The sequence below is a fragment of the Rhodococcus sp. P4_B6 genome (genome assembly GCF_056402215.1).
Genome location: NZ_JBFUHV010000119.1, coordinates 1 through 17,231, shown reverse-complemented (window position 1 = coordinate 17,231; position 17,231 = coordinate 1). Strand labels below are relative to the sequence as shown.

Annotated in this window: 16 protein-coding genes and 1 pseudogene; 9 read left to right on the top strand and 8 right to left on the bottom strand. The window is 65.7% G+C overall.

Features of this window, described 5'->3' with window-relative positions; all coding sequences use genetic code 11:
- Positions 1-40: 40 nt before the first annotated feature.
- The 5 genes from AC1DWT_RS35985 to AC1DWT_RS35965 all read right to left on the bottom strand — a co-directional run bounded on the left by AC1DWT_RS35985 (position 41) and on the right by AC1DWT_RS35965 (position 4,240).
- Complete coding sequence (locus AC1DWT_RS35985; RefSeq protein ID WP_218835171.1) at positions 41-676, bottom strand: YoaK family protein; 636 nt, start codon at positions 674-676, stop codon at positions 41-43.
- A gap of 132 nt (positions 677-808) precedes the next feature.
- Positions 809-1,300, bottom strand: a complete 492-nt coding sequence (locus AC1DWT_RS35980) for a flavin reductase family protein (RefSeq protein ID WP_257014840.1) — start codon at positions 1,298-1,300, stop codon at positions 809-811.
- Between the two features lie 37 nt (positions 1,301-1,337).
- Positions 1,338-1,988, bottom strand: a complete 651-nt coding sequence (locus tag AC1DWT_RS35975) for a TetR/AcrR family transcriptional regulator (RefSeq protein ID WP_095869959.1) — start codon at positions 1,986-1,988, stop codon at positions 1,338-1,340.
- Between the two features lie 4 nt (positions 1,989-1,992).
- A complete protein-coding gene (locus AC1DWT_RS35970) occupies positions 1,993-2,937 on the bottom strand; it encodes an alpha/beta hydrolase (RefSeq protein WP_095869960.1) in 945 nt (314 codons plus the stop codon).
- Positions 2,938-3,013: 76 nt separating this feature from the next.
- Positions 3,014-4,240 (bottom strand): acyl-CoA dehydrogenase family protein, encoded by a 1,227-nt coding sequence (locus tag AC1DWT_RS35965; RefSeq protein WP_477924320.1) that lies wholly within the window; start codon positions 4,238-4,240, stop codon positions 3,014-3,016.
- Positions 4,241-4,327: 87 nt separating this feature from the next.
- Here AC1DWT_RS35965 and AC1DWT_RS35960 point away from each other — a divergent pair, with 87 nt between their 5' ends.
- The gene (locus AC1DWT_RS35960) at positions 4,328-5,143 is read left to right on the top strand and encodes a 3,4-dihydroxy-2-butanone-4-phosphate synthase (protein ID WP_095869962.1); all 816 of its coding nucleotides are present in this window, start codon (positions 4,328-4,330) and stop codon (positions 5,141-5,143) included.
- Here AC1DWT_RS35960 and AC1DWT_RS35955 read toward each other — a convergent pair.
- On the bottom strand, positions 5,031-5,927 hold the full coding sequence (locus AC1DWT_RS35955; protein WP_095869963.1) for a dihydrodipicolinate synthase family protein: 897 nt from the start codon (positions 5,925-5,927) through the stop codon (positions 5,031-5,033). The two genes, AC1DWT_RS35960 and AC1DWT_RS35955, sit on opposite strands and share 113 nt — an antisense overlap.
- A 111-nt stretch (positions 5,928-6,038) precedes the next feature.
- Between AC1DWT_RS35955 and AC1DWT_RS35950 the strand changes: the two genes are divergently transcribed.
- A complete protein-coding gene (locus tag AC1DWT_RS35950; RefSeq protein ID WP_095869964.1) occupies positions 6,039-6,761 on the top strand; it encodes a GntR family transcriptional regulator in 723 nt (240 codons plus the stop codon).
- A gap of 21 nt (positions 6,762-6,782) precedes the next feature.
- On the opposite strand, the gene AC1DWT_RS35945 is transcribed toward AC1DWT_RS35950, so the two are convergent.
- Positions 6,783-8,570 (bottom strand): gamma-glutamyltransferase family protein, encoded by a 1,788-nt coding sequence (locus AC1DWT_RS35945; RefSeq protein WP_095869965.1) that lies wholly within the window; start codon positions 8,568-8,570, stop codon positions 6,783-6,785.
- A 405-nt stretch (positions 8,571-8,975) separates the two neighbouring features.
- Between AC1DWT_RS35945 and AC1DWT_RS35940 the strand changes: the two genes are divergently transcribed.
- Together AC1DWT_RS35940 and AC1DWT_RS35935 are read left to right on the top strand one after the other, a co-directional pair.
- The gene (locus tag AC1DWT_RS35940; RefSeq protein ID WP_477924317.1) at positions 8,976-9,383 is read left to right on the top strand and encodes a hypothetical protein; all 408 of its coding nucleotides are present in this window, start codon (positions 8,976-8,978) and stop codon (positions 9,381-9,383) included.
- A 146-nt stretch (positions 9,384-9,529) separates the two neighbouring features.
- Positions 9,530-10,957, top strand: coding sequence for an APC family permease (locus tag AC1DWT_RS35935; RefSeq protein WP_095869967.1), 1,428 nt, complete (start codon positions 9,530-9,532; stop codon positions 10,955-10,957).
- A gap of 194 nt (positions 10,958-11,151) precedes the next feature.
- On the opposite strand, the gene AC1DWT_RS35930 is transcribed toward AC1DWT_RS35935, so the two are convergent.
- Positions 11,152-14,649 (bottom strand): serine/threonine-protein kinase, encoded by a 3,498-nt coding sequence (locus AC1DWT_RS35930; protein ID WP_095869968.1) that lies wholly within the window; start codon positions 14,647-14,649, stop codon positions 11,152-11,154.
- A gap of 234 nt (positions 14,650-14,883) precedes the next feature.
- Here AC1DWT_RS35930 and AC1DWT_RS35925 point away from each other — a divergent pair, with 234 nt between their 5' ends.
- The 5 genes and pseudogenes from AC1DWT_RS35925 to AC1DWT_RS35905 all read left to right on the top strand — a co-directional run.
- On the top strand, positions 14,884-15,576 hold the full coding sequence (locus AC1DWT_RS35925; RefSeq protein WP_477924315.1) for a hypothetical protein: 693 nt from the start codon (positions 14,884-14,886) through the stop codon (positions 15,574-15,576).
- Positions 15,563-16,354, top strand: a complete 792-nt coding sequence (locus tag AC1DWT_RS35920) for a hypothetical protein (protein ID WP_477924313.1) — start codon at positions 15,563-15,565, stop codon at positions 16,352-16,354. The genes AC1DWT_RS35925 and AC1DWT_RS35920 overlap by 14 nt, the downstream gene beginning before the upstream one ends.
- A gap of 70 nt (positions 16,355-16,424) precedes the next feature.
- A pseudogene (locus tag AC1DWT_RS35915) lies at positions 16,425-16,580 on the top strand (DUF6308 family protein); the annotation flags it as partial.
- 140 nt (positions 16,581-16,720) lie between these two features.
- Positions 16,721-16,846: a DUF6308 family protein gene (locus AC1DWT_RS35910; RefSeq protein ID WP_477924311.1), complete on the top strand. Its 126-nt coding sequence runs from the start codon at positions 16,721-16,723 to the stop codon at positions 16,844-16,846.
- Positions 16,847-16,905: 59 nt separating this feature from the next.
- The coding region (locus AC1DWT_RS35905; RefSeq protein ID WP_477924309.1) for a phosphate signaling complex PhoU family protein at positions 16,906-17,231 on the top strand (326 nt) is incomplete at its 3' end.

Genomic DNA, 17,231 nt, shown 5'->3' with positions numbered 1-17,231 from the left:
GAGCAGACGTTGGAAACGCCGTCGGCCGCAGGGCGCCGCGTCAGCGGCGGTCGATGCGGATGTGTCCGGTCACTGTGACCGCGACTGTGAGGGCCGCGGCGAGGGCCATTGCCATGCCGAGGTGACTGTGCCGCAATATGATCGCACCGACTACCGCGCCAACCAGGATTGCGAGGATGGCACCGATCCGGCGATTCCACAGTGCCGACCCACTCCCTGACATCCAGGACTCGCTGGCGAGTGAGGTCAGTGTGGAAGTCACCACGACGGTCGTCATGTCCTTTACTCCGACCTTACGGGCGACTGCGGCTTGTGTCCCCATCGTGGCGGCGGTTGCGGCCGCGATGACGAGTTGCCCAGCGGTGTTGACGGAAGTGTCGATCATGAAGATCGCAACCGTGCATCCGGTCAGCGCCGCAGACCCCGCCGCCAGGCACATGCTCACTCGGTTCGTCCAGCCGGAGGGCTGCGTGCGCAGCACCAAGCCTGCGACGAATGCGGCTGCGGTGAAGGCGACGAGGGCGATTGCGGGGCCGAGCACTGGCAGTTCGTCGGCACCGGCCAGGCCCATCCCGAGGATGACGATGTTACCGGTCATGTTGCCGACGAAGACACGGTCCAGCCCGAGGTAGCCGACGGAGTCGACGACACCGGTGACGAACGTCAAGACGATCATGAGGGGCAGGGTCRTCGATTCCGGTGACAATCTCACGGGCGCAGTCGGTTTCGACGCGGATGTACTTATAGACATAGCGGACTTTCTGAAGGAAGAAGAGCTGGAGGGGGCGGCTGATCGAGACCTGGTCGGTCAGGACGCGGCGAGTTGTTTGAATGAGCTTGCGTGGAAGACGAGCGGATCTGTTATCGGGGCAAGAGTGAAATCGTGCACGGCGAACAAGGCGATGGCGTGGTCGCCGGCGTCGACCTCGGCGTGCAGTGAGCAGTCGAGAGTGGAGATTCCACCGGCAATGTGCAACGCCCCCTGCGCGGTGCGCGACCAGGGCACGTCCGCGAACCGATCGCCCTCGCGCAGTGAGAGCTGTCGGCAGGTCGCGGCTTGGTGCCGAGCCAGGATGGTGATCCCGATTCGAGGCGCCGTGCGCAGGACCTGCCAGGTACGGGAGGTGTTCTGGACGGCAACAGAAACCAGCGGGGGATCGAACGACACGGAGGTGAATGAGCTCGCCGCCATGCCGATTGGTGTTCCTTGGATGTGAGCGCCGACCGCTGCAACACCGGTCGGAAAGGATCCGTACAGCGCCCGCAGGCCCGCGTGATCGAGTACGTGTTGGGTAGTCACTTGCATTCTCCTGATGGGGAGCGCCGCGTGCGAGAGTTCAGCCGCAGCGCTCGATGAGATACAGGCGCGCTACGCGCGCCAGTTCGGTGGCATAGGTGCCGGAATCGGGTCGACCGGCATAGGTGGGTTCGTCGGCCGCGACACTGCCGGCCGTTGTGACTCGCATCAGCAGGCTTTGCATGATGACCTCGTAGGCGATATCGACGGCCGAATCGAGGTCATCACCGGATACCTCGCCGCATCGCCGCACCGCTTCCAGCAGCATCTGCTTCATCCGGGTGTGGAAATCGAACCCACGCCGCCGCATGGCGCTGTCATCGGCGCTGTGGACGAAGATGAAGGCAAACAGCCGGCTCCGGGCGAAGTATTCGGTAGACAAGACCTCGGTGAAGGTGTCGAGAACCTTGGTGAGCTTGTTGGGTTCGGCAGCGAGACGCTCTTCGACCACGGCCTCCAAGTCGGTCATCACCTCTTCCTTGACCTGCCGGAGAAGTGCCTCGCGATTCGGGAAGCGCCGATAGACACCGCCAATCGACACCCCCGATTCGTCGGACACCGACGACATGGTGAATTCGGAGAATCCCTCACTGGTAAGCAGGGCAACCGCCGCCGCAAGGATTTGCTGTTCCGAGCGCACGCTGCGCTTCTGCTTGGGGGCGGTGCGTTCGGACGTAGGTCTCGAGGTCATCCGTTCATTCTCCCGTCTCGGGGCCAGCCCACACTCGCTCGAGGAATCGAACGACTTCCGAGACCAGCGGATCCTGTGCGAACACAGCGTCACCGTGGTCGGCCCCGGGCACCACCACCATCTCCGAGTGTCCACCCGAGACCGCGACGGCCTCGTGGAGCCGCCGGCTCTGTCCGATCCCGACTCGCCGATCATCGTCACCGTGCATGATCAACAGCGGAGGAAGCCGCGCCCCTTGCCGGACGAGGCTCGGTACCGAGGATGTTGCGACATTGCATCGGTGGGCATCGCCGAGGAATCGGCGGATCACCTCGTCGAAATCGTCGATGCTGACGGCTGGGTCCATATGGGCATCGGCGCGCAGTTCAGCGAGGTCGGTGACTCCGTAGTGATCGACCACCGCCGAGAGTTGCGCCGACTCGTCGAGGTGCTCGCCGAGGGGGCGACCCCCCGGGCTCGGTCCGTCGAGCGCGGCCATCAACATCAGATAGGCACCTGCAGAACTACCCCATCCGGCGACTCTGCTGGCATCGAGGTTGAATCGGTCACTGTGCGCGCGAACCCAGCGAATCGCGGCGCGGACATCTTCGATCGGCTCGGGAAACTGCACCTCCCCTGACAGCCGGTACTCGACGGACGCCACCGCGATGCCCTGCCCGGGAAGTGAGTGCCAGGGGCCCATTTCCTTGATACCGGCGAGGAAGCTGCCCGCATGCGCGTAGACCACGACGGGGGCCGCCTCGGTTCTCTTGGGCACGTGCAGGTCGAGGCGCAGCGGTCGCCAGCCGGCCTCCGAGGCGAAGGGCAGGTCGAGGTAACTCACGGCCCCCGGCAGGACTTCACACGCGCGAGGTTCGACCAGCGCAGGCGGAGCGAACTGACGGTAATCCACATGGGTTACCAGATCCGTGATGTGCTGCGCAGTCGATGGTGCTGATTCTGCACTCATACTGTCCTCCTGTGTTGGTCCCCGTCGAGCAGGCTTCAGGCCCATGCTCGAGCCGAGAGGTGTCCGGGCAGACCGGTTAGATGCGGATGTATTCGGGAATCGCCGGCAATGCGCCGGCGAGATCGAACGCGCCGATAAACGCGTTCTTCGCATCGATCGAGTCATGACTGCCGAAGGTGCGTGCGTTGCGCCAGAATCGATCGAGGCGGTACGTGTTCGACGTACTGCGTGCGCCGGTCAGGTCGTGAATGCGGGAGGAAACCTCGAGACCTGCCCGGGTGCTGGCGACCTTGGCGCGGAATCCGCGAATCGCCATCTCGGCGGGCTCGGCATCCCGGGCGGGGGACTCGAGCTGCTCGGCGACGGTGAGCATCAGTGCACGCGAGGCAGCGAGCTCGCTCGACATCTCGCCGAGTTGCCRGTGCATCAGCGGATCATTGGTAGCCGTTCCGAACTTCGGCATACTCGGGCGGTTGAGCTTCTGCAGGTAGGCGATCGCTGCGTCATATGCGCCCTCCCCGATGCCTTGCAGTAGTCCGGCGTGCAAAAGCATTGCAGCGCAGAAGAAGTAGGGATCTGCTGCGTGGGCCGGAAAGTGCCACCCATCGGGTACGAAGACCTCGCGGTAGTCAATGGTCTGACTGTACGTTCCGCGCTGGCCCATGTTGTCCCAGTCGTGGTGCAGTGTCAGTGCGGGATTGTCGAGCCGGATCAGCGCGTGGTGGCGGGTGCTCGATTCGAGCTGCTCGTCGTCGCCGAGGAGTGCGAAACTGACGCTGGTGATGTCCTGGCCGCCGCCGCCGCTGTTGGTGTTGAAGGTCTTCGTGCCGTCGACGACGATGCCGCCGGGAACCTTGCGCCCGACTACGCGTCCGTTTCCGCCTGTTTCTGCGTTCGAGGCCACGAATCGACGCCCGCGATGGAGTACCTCGTCGGCCAGCTGCTCGCGCGTCTCCGACGGCAGCTCCGGTGCGTCGAAGATTTCGCGAGCGACCAACGCGCCGCTGAGCCAACACTGACCTGTCGAGCCGTCGCCGGCAGAGATTTCCGCGAGGGTCTCGATGGTGTGTCGCCAGCCCCCGAATGACGGTCCGTCCCACAGTCCGCCGAGTGCGGCCGGGACGTTGAGGGCGTGCAGACCGGCCTCGCCGAGCAGGCGCATGTTGTCGGTGGGATCGGATCCTGCGGCGTCGATCGACGGTCCGGCCTCTGCGAGGATCGGACGCAATTCCTTCGCTCGCCGGACGACCTCGTCACGGCTGGTGGGCAGTGCGCCGGCGACGGAGGGTGCGGTGGTGGGCATCGTGAACTCCTGTGGTTGGTGTCCTCTTCGTACGGTCGTTGCGGAAAATGCGGTGCCGTTTGGAGGTGTGACAGCTACCATAGTGGAATGAGTATTCGCATTCCAGTGTTCTGGCTGAAAAATATGCTTCCGAGTCTTCGCTCGTGCGGGAACGGACCCGTTCCGACAGCGGTAACCCACCGCATCGAAGCTGCGGTGCGAGCGCTCGCCGCGGGCGCCCCAATCGTTCTCGTCTGCACCGACCGAGCCGACGCTGTGGAAGCCGAACTCGTGTGCAGTGCCGCGTCGGTGTCGACCACCACAATGGATTTTCTCGTCCGGCACACCTCGGGATTCGTGACCATCGCTCTGCCGCCGGCCGCATGTGATCGCTTGGGTCTTCCCCCGATGCACTACGCCACCACCGGTGTCGACTACGCGGTATCGGTGGATGCCATCGACGGCGTCGGCACCGGCATCTCCGCCCACGACCGGGCCGTGACATCGCGGGCACTCGCGGACCCGACCTCCCAGCGAGAGTGGTTCACCCGTCCGGGTCACACCGTGCCGATTCGCACCGCGACCGGCGGCCTACTGGAACGACCACACCGCGCCGAGGCGGCACTGGAACTCACCCGTGCAGCCGACCAGACGCCTGCCGCGGTCATGGCCACACTCGTCAGCACTGTCGACGACCGGCGCATGGCCGATCGCGCCGAGGCAGTCGACTTCGCCGATCACCACCACTTGGCCTGGCTGACCGTGTCCGAGGTGTACCAATGGCGGACCACGATAGCGGGAAACACCGCCCCTACGGCTGCTGGATACCCGCGCATGGGAGAACGAACCCATGCCCTCGACTGTGCTCGTCGAACTCGACAAGATAGGGCAACGACGGCGGCCGGACCGTCGAGTGGGCGATGACGCCCTGGCGGCGCCAATGTTCCTTCCGGATAGCAATGCTGGTGCGCGCCTGAGTTTCGAAGTTGATCAAGCCCGCGGAACGCCCGATCACCTCCCTCGCGCCACCGACCTCGCCCGCGGCCAACAGGTCGACCGCGTCGACAAGGACTTCCGGCACCGTGATTCCTGCCGCGACGGTGTCGGCACCAGCCAGCACATCGTCGACCAGACCGAGGCCCCCGAAACCCGTCATCAGATGCGCCTCCGTGACCTCTCGCAACTGGCGGATCCGCAAGAAAGTTGGTGGGCACTCGCACTTGATTCCATACAGGAAATCCAGCCCGGTCACCGCCTCCTGGAGGTGATCGATCGCGATCGTGACCCCGGTGGCAGCGGGAAGATCCTGCAGCAGCACCGGCAGCTGTGTGATCGAATGCGTGGCGACCAGAGCGCGGCGCAGCTCTACTGGGTCGGGCGACAGGACCGGAACCATCACCGCATGCAGGCGGCCACTGAATTGAGCGGCGAACACACGGAGCTCATTCGCGGCCTCGTCCGGGTTCCGATTCGTGGACGCAGCGACGACGGGTGCGGGCCCTGCGCTGTCCAGGATGACCGCCAATGCCCGTGACTTCTCCGCCAACGAGAGCGAGTCGGGTTCGGCGATGACCCCTAGCGCGATGAGGCCCGAGCAGCCTCGAGACAGCATCTCCCGGGTAAGCGCGCGCAGCGACGGCTCGCAGATCCGCTCTGCATTCGCATCGAATGGGGTGGCCACCATGGCCCACACAGGCATCCTCGACATGATTCGTAACCTTTCGTGACTCACTCAGGATGGACCGGGCATTCGGTCACCCGCGATCCCATTAGAGTGACAAGGGATCCAAAAACGGATTCAAGGGCGGAGGGATCAGGCATGGCAGAACCGGTCGTCGGCGTCCCCGACGAAGGCGCAGCGACTTCTCCTCTGGTTCAGCAGCTCGTCGAGACCATCCAGGACCGCATCAGTCGCGGCACCTACAGTTTCGGAACGTGGATCAGGCAGGAGCCACTCGCCCAGGAACTGGGGGTCAGCCGGATGCCCATCCGTGAGGCCCTTGCACAACTACAGGCACTCGGGGTGGTGGAGATCGTCCCGAACCGCGGTGCACGACCGAAGCTGCCGTCGATGCGTGAGCTCCTCGAAGTGTTCGAGGTGCGGGCGGTACTCGAGGGGCACGCCGCCCACGAGGCCGCCCGRCAGATCACCTACACGCAACTACGGGAGCTGTTCGATGCGGTCGAATCTTTCCGAGGGGTGGTGGAGCAGGCGCTGACGGGCGAAGCCGACCCGGAGGAACTGCGGGCCGGCTGGGTTCACGCCAACAATGCCTTCCACGACACCGTCCTCGCAGCCTCCGGTAACGATCAATTGCGCGCGACCGTCGATTCGCTCCATCACCGTATTCCCCGCAATCTGACGTGGACAGCACTGGACGCTGATCCACGGCTTCTGGAAGAGAACGCGGCCGCGCATGCGGCGATCGCTGATGCGATCGACCGACGCGACGGCAACCTCGCCCGGGACCTGATGATCGAGCACTCACGCCGGGCTCGGGAGCTGATCATCAAACGGTCGCATCAGTCGTTCGCGCCCTGACGTACGTTCCGCGCCGCCGTGTTAGCGACCCGCGGCATAACCCTGGGCACCCCGGGCGTTGGCTGCGGCCCCCAGCACACCCGTGGCAGGGTTCCTGGTGACCGTGCTGAGCCTGCCGAGGCTCCAACCTCCGGCTACGGTGATCCGGTGCCCGCGCTCTCGGAGCCCGGTGATGACGTCCACGCCGAGGCGGTCCTCGACGACCGCGCCACCGGGGGTCCATCGGCGTGGCCAGAACGAGCTCGGCATCGAGGTCGTGTGGAATGTGGGGGCGTCGATTGCCTGTTGCGGCGTGTACCCGCCGACCAGTGTGCGCAGCAAGTAGGACAGCTGCCACTGATCCTGCTGATCGCCGCCCGGGGTGCCGAGGGCGGCGACGACCTCCGTCCCACGGAGAAGCATCGTCGGGGTCAAGGTGGTCCGCGGCCGGTGACCCGGCCGCAGCGCGGACGGACTCGCTGGGTCGAGCCAGGTCATCTGGAGCCGGGTACCCAACGCAAATCCGAGTTCAGGGATCGTCGGTGAGGACTGGAGCCACCCACCGGAGGGTGTGGCGGACACCGCATTCCCCCAACGATCGATGATATCGAGGTGGCACGTGTCACCGCGGGTTTCACCGGTCACCGACACGGTGGGCTCCCCGGAGGACCCCCCGCGCGGAGCGTCGGTATCTTCGACGAGTGGCGGAAAGAACGGGTCGAGGCCGCACGCCCCGGGACGGAACTCCTGGGATGCTCTCTCGCCAATCTCCTTCCGGCGCACCGATGCGTACTCGGGAGAGAGTAGAAGTTCCAGCTGTTCGGACGACAGATTCTCCCCGTAGTACGCGTCACGGTCGGCCATCGCGAGTTTGAGCGACTCCAGTACGTGGTGTGCACCGACCGCGGTGGAAGGATCGATCTGCTCGTCGGGAAAGCCGTCGAGAATGGCGAGTGCCTGCAGCAGCACCGGACCCTGACCCCACGACGAGCCCTTCAGGACGGTGTGTCCTCGGAACTCGAAGGCGACCGGAGCTTCGTAGTGGGCACTGAACGACGCCATATCCCCAGCCGTAACGACCCCGGCATGATCCGATTCGGACGAATGCCGGTGCGGATGGCGGGCGAACGATTCGATTCCCTCGGCGACGAATCCGCTCTTCCAGATTGTGCGAGCAGCCTCGATACGCGTATCCCGAGTCGGTGCGTGCCGACTATCCGAAACGAGTCGGTCGAGTGTGTTCGCGAACGCCGGATTGCGGAACATCACGTCGGCGACCGGTGGCACGCCCTGGGGCATCCACAACGCCGCCGAGGTGGGCCAATACTCGGCGAACATCTCTGCCACCGTCCCGATCACAGCACCGACGCGCTCGGAAAGGGGATGTCCGTTGCCGGCATAGTCGATCGCATACGCGAGCACATCCGCGAGCTCCCACGTGCCGTAGTCGCGCAGGAGCAGCAGCCATGCGTCCACAGCGCCAGGTACCGCGGCAGCCAGCGCCCCTGCAGCCGGAACCATGTCCAGTCCCTCGGCGCGGAAATGGTCGATCGTGGCGCCGGCCGGCGCGGGGCCCTGCCCGACCAGAACGGATGGTTCCCCCGAGGCCGGGGCCACGATGGCCACCAGGTCTCCACCCGGCCCGTTCAGGTGCGGCTCGACGACGTATAGCACGAAGGCGGCCGCCGTCGAGGCATCGAAGGCGTTACCCCCACGTTCGAGGACCGACTGCGCGGTCTGGGTTGCCAGCCAGTGCGTGGAGGCACACATACCGAAGGTGCCCCGCAGATCGGGACGAGTGCGGAAGTCGGACGGAGATACGAAACTCATTGAGCCTCCCTCATAGGGTGCATGTTGGCCACGGCTGAGAACGAACACCACAAATAGGATCCAGTTCTAACAGTGTGGGATGCATCCTAAAGCTACAGGGAGCGCGTTGACCAAAGCAACGGGCACTTGCGGGGCAAATGTCGGTGCGCTCGGCTGGTCGGCCGCGCAAACGGCAGCGATACTTAGCCGAAACATTGATTTGACGTGCGTTTACCTGAGTAAACCCACCATTGACTAGTCGCGATGTCGGTGGCATGCTTTCGGCACACGAGATCCAAAAACGTCGTTTTGAATCCAATCGTCCGAATTCAGGCGATACTCGACCTGACTGTTGGCCCATGATCGTTGCGCGCCGCATCTACAGAGGGCATCGGCACAACACCAACAAGATTCACAGGAGAACGCATGTCCGAGAAGCCCAATCCGATCCCGCCGACTCCCGGCGACACCCTCATCTTCGAGAACGACCGGGTTCGAGTGTGGACCATGACCCTTCCACCCGGCGGGATRTTCGACTTTCACCAGCACCACCACGATCACGTCGTGATCTGGCCGGAGGCCGGCAAGGTTCAGGGGCAGGAACTCGGGGACGACGAGTGGGGGATCGTGCAGAACGCGGAGCCCGGCTTCGTGCTGTACAAGACCGTCGGTACTTCCAAACCCCTCAATCCCCACCGGATTCGAAATCTTCAGGACGAGACGGTCACCCACTACGTGATCGAGCTGCTCGAACCCTCCCCAAGTCGGGAGGAGTTGCCGTGGACATACAACGACCACGGTGAGTTCATCTTCCCGGGCCGCACCGAACACTGAGTCGAACAACAAGATTGGGTCTCGACTGATCCCCGACTTCGGCCGCTAGGCGCAATCCTCCTCGCGCATTCCCCACACTCGGGCCCTCCCGGTCTGCGCGTCCCTCTCGGCGCGGACGCGCCCCCTTCCTATCGTAGGAGACAACCATGACCGCCCAACAAGAACTCGCAGCGGGAGAGTCTGTATCCGCTCATCTCAAACGGAACACCATCGGTATCCCCGGGATGGTCTTCATGGTTGTGGCCGCCGCCGCACCGCTGACCGCAATGGCCTCGAACCTCTCGCTCGGCCTGGCCTTCGGTGTCGGCAGCGGAATGGTCGGGCTCCTCCTGCTCGTCGGAGCCCTCCTGGCGATCTTCACCGCCGGATACGTCGTGCTGAGCCGACGAGTCTTCAACGCGGGCGCCTACTACGCCTTCATCGGATTCGGACTCGGGAAGGCCACCGGCGCCGGAGCCGCCTTCGTCGCAACCATTGCCTACAATCTCGCAGCCGGCGGGATGATCGCGGCAACAGGGTATTTCACTGACATTGCTGTCAGTACCTATGCCGGTATTCACCTACCCTGGTATCTCTACGGCGCGGTCGCCCTGGTCGTTACCGCCATCCTCGGTTACATCGGCGTCGGCATCGCGAAGACCGTGACCACGGTCATCTCGATCGCGCAGTTCGCCATCATCATCTGGTTGGGCATCGCCATCCTGATCCAGCGCTCAGGCGGCTTCAGCATAGACGTCTTCAGCCCGAACCAGATGTTCCACGGCAACATCGCCCTGTCGCTGGTGTTCTGCATCCTGTCGTTCTCCGGCTTCGAGGCGACCGCGATCTACGGTGAAGAAGCCAAAGCGGCGCGACGAAGTATCCAGGTGGCGACCTACAGCGCGCTGGTTCTCCTGGTCCTGGTTTTCATGGGATCGACATGGTCGATCGTCGCGGCATTCGACGATGTCCAGGCCGTTGCCGCCGAAGATCCGGGCAGCCTCATCTTCCGAACCGCCGACATCTACCTCGGTAGCTGGGCAGGCGGGGCTCTGAGCATCATCGTCGCATTCAGCTTCCTCGCCTCTGGAGTCGCATTCCACAACATGGCGGCCCGATACATGTTCGCGCTGGGACGGTCGCGGCTACTCCCGTCCCGCTTCGCCACCATTCATCGGCGATACGGCACCCCCTACATCAGCGGCTTCTTCCAAATCGCGATCTCCATCGCCGTTCTGGCACCGTTCGTCATCGCCCAGTCCGATCCGATCATCAATCTCTTCCCCGCGGTTTCCGGTATCACGTCGCTCTCGTTGACCGCGTTGATGATCGGATGCTGTATCAGCGTCGTCACGGCGTCGTTCAAGGGCTTGGTGAACGAGGGAACCTGGTCCGCCCGCCTCGCCCCGACCTTGGCCGGGATCGGGCTGACGAGTATCTGCGCGATCATCATCACCCATTACCAGGAAGTGACTGGAAGCGACTCGCTCGTCGTCGCGTTGATGCCTCTACTTCCGGTGTTCGGTGCAATCTACGGAGCTGTGATCTATCGACGCGGTCGGGGTCGAGACTTGGAACAGCACCTGACGGAGTAATCGAGCACAAAAGCCGGGAAGGGTGGTCGTCGGCCCACCCATCCCGGCTTTTTGCGATGTCTCGAGCAGAGTCGCACGACCAGACTCTGAACCGATCGGAACCGACTCGCACTCAAAGGGCGTGATCAGAATGAATTGGCTATCACGGCACGGTTGGGAGTGGGGCTTGGCGTAGGCGGCGCGGGCAGTGCGTCTCACGCCACGTCGACGGTGGTGTCCGTGGTCAGCATGTCGGTGAGGAAGGACGTTGGGACGGGCGCCCATTCGGGTGGGCACCGCCCGGCGAGCGAGTCGTCGCGCAGGTCGGCGACGAGTTCGCGGACGCGGATCGGACTGTCGAGCAGGTACCGGGTCATTCCGAGCTCGGCGCACTGCGTGGTGACCGCGGCGAGTAGCCCCTTTGCCTCGGTTGTGCGCTCTGCCGCGGCCAGGGCGACGATGAGCAGGCGTTTGGCCTGCAGCAGGGCCCGCCGCCGTCCCGAGCCGTCGAGCATGTTCACCCATTCCTGCGCCCAGGTGCAGGCGATTCGGGTGGGTTCGGGGGAGTCTGCCGCGGCCAGCAGCCTGATGGCGGTCTCCGCCTCGAGCTGCGCGGTGATCGCGTCGATGCCGTCGACCGGGCGCCGGCGCGTCGTGTACTCGGCCAGCGGCGGTGGTTCGAGCCCGGCAGTCGGGGGAAGACCCAGCCTGATCCGTTCGTTTTCGATTCGGGCCCGCAGCCGCGGAAGGTGCAACGACGCGGCTGCCCGGGCACCCTCGTCGAGTCGCTGCGCAGCCGTGGTTCGGTCGCCGCGCAGCGCCTTGATCCGGGCTCCGGCAGCGTAGCGGGCGAGTTTGAAATCGACCATGCCACTGCCGGCGCCGAGCTTGCAGCCCTCGTCGAGCAGTCGTTCCGCCTCGTCGAGCCTGCCCTGCTCAGAGAGCAGTTCGCCGAGCAGCGACCCGGCGAGCCGAGCGGAGAAGGAATGGCTCCCACCCGATCGCCGGGCAATCCGCAGGGCCGTTCGGAAGCTGTCCTGGGCCTGGTGGATGTCGAGGCGTTCGTTGGCGACGATTCCCACAAGACAGTGGCCGGTCATCGCCCCGTTCGGACCGATGTTCCGAGCGTTGTAGGGGGCGGCCCACTGCTGCCGTCGGAGCGCCTCGGCAAAATCGAACCGGTAGATCGCGGCGAAGGTGGCTGTGCCCGCGGCCGAGGAAACGACAAAGGGCCGGAACGAGTCCGGCCGCGCCAGTGCGGCCCCGACCAGTTCGTCGATGCCCTCCACCCGGTCGGCGCGACATGCCACCGCGGCCTTCACCACGTCGGCCTCGGCCCGTAGCTCGGCGATCTCGGCGGCGGTGGCCGAGCCGTCGCCGAGTGTGGACTCAACCAGTTCGAGTGCTTTCTGTGTGGGCTCAGCACGATGCAGCAGGATGTTCGCCCACGCCACTGCGAGCTGCAATAGAGGGCGAGACACCACAATTCGTGGCGGGAGTTTCGCGACGAGTCCGAGCAGGGTGGACATCTGGGCGTGCTCGAGCAGATAGGTCCCCCCGCGTTCGACCAACTCCACGGCCCGTTCCTGGTCACCGGCGGCCAGGGCATGGTCGACCGCCTCACTGATCAGCTTGCGATCGGCGAACCACTCCGAGGCGATGCGGTGGAGTTCGGTGATCCGCTCGGGGTGCTCGCGTTCGAGCCGTTGCTGCAGGCACTGGGCGAACAGTGGGTGGTAGCGGAACCACTCCCGGTTGTCGTCGATCGCGCGCAGGAACAGATCCTGTTCCTCGGCCCGCTCGAGCATGATCTGTCCGTGGTCGACGTGGGCGAGCGCGGCGGCCAGGTCACCATGGAGGCGTTCGGCAACCGAGGTCGCGAGCAGGAAGTCGAGCATGTCCGGATCCAGGGTGTCCAGCACGTTCTCGGTGAGGTATTCGCCGATGGCGCGGTGCCGTCCGGACAGTGACTCGATGAGCTGTTCGGGGTCGTCGCTGTCGCGGAGCGACAACGACGCCAGCTGCAGGCCCGCCGCCCACCCCTCGGTTGTCGCGGTCAGCTCGTCGACGTCGTCCTGCTCGAGAATCAAGCCACCCAGGTCGACGAGCAGGGCGTGAGCTTCGGCGGCGTCGAAACGCAGGTCGGTCGAGTCGATCTCGACCAGATCGTCGCGCACCCGCATCCGGCTCACGGGGAGGCCGGAGCGACTCTGGGTGGTGACGACGACCTGCAGGTGGTGGCAGGCGTTGTCGAGGAGGAATTCCATCGCCGCGAGGGTCGCGGCGGCGCCGATGCGGTGCCAATCGTCGATGACGAGCACGACGCGTTCGCCGGCCGCGTGGATCTCGTTGATCAGCGCGGTCAGCACGTATCGGTCGGCCTCGTCGCCGTGCTGTTCGAGCGCCTGCTCGAGGTCCTCGGCCAGGGCGGGGCGCACCCGCCGGATCGCCTCCAGCAGGTGTCCGAGGAACCAGACCACATTGTTGTCGTCGCGGTCGACGGTCAGCCAGGCGACGGCCAGCCCCTCCCCGGCCAGCACCTCGCTCCACTGGGTGGCGAGCGTGGTCTTGCCGAAGCCGGTCGGCGCGTGGATGACGCTCAGGCGTCGCCGCTGCCCGGCCCGGAGCAGATCGAGCAACCGGCCGCGGTGCACCAGCGTCCGGGGCGGTGTCGGCGGGCGGAACCGGGTCTCCGGGGCCGGTGGGGTGGGGGCGCGGGCCCCGGACCGCCGCTGGGCGCTGTACCGGCCCGAGGTAGATCGTCCCGAGGCGGACCGGCCCGGGGGCTCGTCGTCGGGGGCGACCGTCGGGTCGGGGGGCAGCGGTAGGTCGTCGGCGATCAGGCCGTGCCGTTGCTGGAGCATGCGCAGGTTCTCCCCGAACTCGGCGGGGGCGGCGGGGCGATCGGCCGGACTCCGGGCCATGGCGGCTTCGATGCCGGCGGACACGTCTTCGGGGATGCCCTCGCCCCGCAGGTCCGGAACCGGTTGCGTGGTGATTCGCAGAAATTGGGCCACCACCTGCTCGCCGCTGCGGCGTTCGAATGCCGCGTGCCCGGTGATCGCGCAGAACAGCGTCGCGCCCAGTCCGTAGACGTCCGATGCGGCGGTGGCCGAGCGCCCCTCGAGCACCTCCGGGGCGGTGAACGCCGGCGACCCGGTTACCGTGCCCGCGGTGGTCTCGAAGCCACCGGCGATGCGCGCGATACCGAAGTCGGTCAGCTGTGGCTCGCCGTAGTCGGTGATCAGGATGTTCGCCGGTTTGACGTCGCGGTGCAGGGTGCCGATCCGGTGTGCGGCCTCCAGTGCGCCGGCCACCTTGATGCCGATCCCGAGCGCCTCGCTCCATCCGAGCGGGCCGGACCGGCGGATCCGGGCCTCCAGCGAATCGCGGGAGTGATACGGCATCACGATGTACGGCCGCCCGGACGGCGTGGTGCCGACCTGCAGAATGTTGACTATGTTCGGGTGGCCGGACAACGCGCCCATGGCGCGCTGCTCGCGCAGGAACCGTTCGAGGTTGTCCGGATCGAGATCGGCGGTGAGCACCTTGATCGCGACCGTCCGGTCGAGGACCGGCTGCCGGCAGCGGTAGACGATGCCGAAGCCGCCGCGCCCGATTTCGTGGGCGCCTTCGAAGCCGGCCCCGGCCAACTCCGACTCGATTCCGGGAGTCGGGTCGCGCTGCGTTGTCAGCGGATCAATTTCGGCCATCACCTATCGATCCCGCTGCTTGGTGTCCGCAGCTGTCACCCATGCATCTCCTCACGACGACGTGATCTCAAGCGTAGTCGGCTGTAGTTGTGTCAATCCGGGGTTCGCCGCCGACGCGGCGGGCCGTCTCGGGGTGACCGTGCCCTCGAGCTCTGACCGAGTATGGTCTCTACCCACTGCACTGTGAATATTGCGCTATATGGTCGCAAGTGCGACCATATATGTATGGGTGAGATGTCGGTGTCGGCGGCGGCCGCCGAGCTGGGCGTGTCGGGTCGGCAGGTCACTCGTCTCGCGCGGGCGGGGGAGTTGGTGGTGACGCGGGAGGTGGGGAAGGCGTTGCTGTTGGATGCGGGGTCGGTGCACCGTGTGGCGCAGGCGGACCGTCATCGGGGTCGGCCGTGGAACGGGGATGTCGCGTGGGCGGCGTTGGCGATGTTGTCTGGTGTGGGGGTGGATTGGATTTCTCCTTCGCAGGCGAGTCGTTTGAGGCATCGGCTGCGCCGGGCGAGCGCGACTGAGGTGGCGTTTCTTGCCCGCCGGCGCGCGCGGGTGCACCGGATGCGGGGATGGGGCGATGATCTGAACACTCTTGTCACCGGCGGGTACGTGGCGGCCACCGGTGTCAGTGCGCTGACCCAGGTTCCGGGGGTGGCGGGCCGGTTCGGTTTGTCGGGAAGGGGTGGTGGTGTTGTGGACGGGTATGTGGTCGGCGACGACCTCGCCGGCGTGATCGATACCTTCGGTTTGGTGGCGGACGGTCAGGGGGAGGTGACGTTGAGGGTGGTCACTGGCCTGGACCGGTTTTTCACGACGACGACGTTGCCGGTGGCGGCGGTTGCGGTGGATTTGATGGAGTCGCTCGACACTCGGGAGCGCAGCGCCGGGGCGTGGGTGCTGGGGGAGTTGCTCGATGATTTCCGGTGAGCAGCGGCCGGTGTGGACGGTGCAGGCACCGGTCGGTGGGTGGGGGCCGCCGTGGCCGCAGGCCGCCGAGATCGCCCAGCTGATTCCGTCGGAGCAGTGGACGTTGATCGGCGGGTTGATGGTTCAGCTTCATGCGGTGCGCGCGGGTGTGCCGCCGACCCGGGCGACGGTCGATGTCGACATGATTTTGCATATCGAGACCGGTGCCGCGACGTTCGGCGGGGTCCGCGCCCGGCTCGAGCAGATCGGATACGAGTTGCAGATGCCGGTGAGGGGGCGGGTGCACCGTTTCGTACGTTCGGGTGGTGTCGAGCAGGTCGATGTGATGGTCGCCGATCACCTGGCACCCCGGTTTCGGCCGAGTGTGTCTGGACGTGAGGTGTTCGCCGTTCCTGCGGGCACGTCCGCGTTGCGTAAGACGGTGGACTGCCTGATCGAGATCGATGGGGTGTCAACCAAGTTGAGTGTGCCTGACGTCCTGGGGGCGTTGGTGCTCAAGGGCGCGGCCTACCTCGAGGATCCCCGCGATCGGGGGCGTCATCTCGACGATGCCGTGGTGTTGGCGTGCGCTATCGAGAGCCCCGTGGCCGATCGGGGACGGATGAGGGGAAGTGATCGCGGCAGAGTCCGAGCCCTTGCCGAGGCGTTGGCCGATCCGGATCATCGGTCGTGGCTGGCGATGCCCGAGCAACGCCGGAGACGAGGACGTGATGCGTTGCTACTGCTAGTTCAGGAGCCGAAAACGAGAGCTCCTCTGCAGCAACGAAATACACGATAATGAGACACTTTGTCGACTGCCGCTCTACCGGGCGCGGACGTGGCCTCGATCGCAGGTCCCCCCGACGGCGGTGCGGGGTGATCCTGGACGCCGAGGCGGAGGCCTCGAACGCTCCTCTGACGGCGGTGGGCCCGGATCGGGGTCTGGTTTCGATGAACCGGAGCCGCTGACCCCGGGGTGGCCTGCCTGGGAGCTGGAAACCGCCCTCCGCGGCCTGCGGGACGTGGGCGGGATGAAGACGACGAAGCTGATTGCCCGTAAGCGTCCCCGGCTGTATCCGATCTTCGGTTTCGGTGGTCGGGTGCTGGGCACGAGCGGGCACATCTGAATCCGGCCCGGGAGGCGCTGCGGGCGGACGACGGGGCGTTGCACCGCCGGCTGCTGTCGATCCGGGGGGAGGCCGGCCTCGCCGAGGAGATCTCCGTGCTCCGGGTGTTCGATGTGATCGCGTGGGTGGACGGGGAAGAACCGCGGCCTGGGCGAGCCGTCTGACCAGGGAAGATGACACGTCCCGGTGTGCTGTCTTCGTCGGGTGCACGAGGATGATGGTTATGCGGATGAAGTTTCACGAGCAGCTCGACGAGCTGACGGACCGTCTGGCGTCGATGTGCCGGCTGGCCGGGGATGCGGTGCAGGTGGCGACCGAGGCCCTGGTGCGCGCTGACCTGAGCCTGGCGGAGCGGGTGTTCGATCTGAACGATCAGATCGAGGAGTTGCGCGGTCCGTGCGAGGACCTGGCGATGGCGTTGTTGGCGTTGCAGGGCCCGGTGGCGCGTGATCTGCGTCAGGTTGTCACGGGTGTGCACCTGGTGGCGGATCTGAGCCGGATGGGTGGGTTGGTGCAGCATGTGGCCGAAAGTGTCCGCCGGCGTCATCC

Coding starts and splice junctions, on each gene's coding strand:
- AC1DWT_RS35985 (WP_218835171.1), bottom strand. CDS start 676: ATGATCGTCTTGACGTTCGTCACCGGTGTCGTCGACTCCGTCGGCTAC.
- AC1DWT_RS35975 (WP_095869959.1), bottom strand. CDS start 1,988: ATGACCTCGAGACCTACGTCCGAACGCACCGCCCCCAAGCAGAAGCGC.
- AC1DWT_RS35970 (WP_095869960.1), bottom strand. CDS start 2,937: ATGAGTGCAGAATCAGCACCATCGACTGCGCAGCACATCACGGATCTG.
- AC1DWT_RS35960 (WP_095869962.1), top strand. CDS start 4,328: ATGAGTATTCGCATTCCAGTGTTCTGGCTGAAAAATATGCTTCCGAGT.
- AC1DWT_RS35955 (WP_095869963.1), bottom strand. CDS start 5,927: ATGTCGAGGATGCCTGTGTGGGCCATGGTGGCCACCCCATTCGATGCG.
- AC1DWT_RS35945 (WP_095869965.1), bottom strand. CDS start 8,570: ATGAGTTTCGTATCTCCGTCCGACTTCCGCACTCGTCCCGATCTGCGG.
- AC1DWT_RS35935 (WP_095869967.1), top strand. CDS start 9,530: ATGACCGCCCAACAAGAACTCGCAGCGGGAGAGTCTGTATCCGCTCAT.
- AC1DWT_RS35930 (WP_095869968.1), bottom strand. CDS start 14,649: ATGGCCGAAATTGATCCGCTGACAACGCAGCGCGACCCGACTCCCGGA.
- AC1DWT_RS35925 (WP_477924315.1), top strand. CDS start 14,884: ATGTCGGTGTCGGCGGCGGCCGCCGAGCTGGGCGTGTCGGGTCGGCAG.
- AC1DWT_RS35920 (WP_477924313.1), top strand. CDS start 15,563: ATGATTTCCGGTGAGCAGCGGCCGGTGTGGACGGTGCAGGCACCGGTC.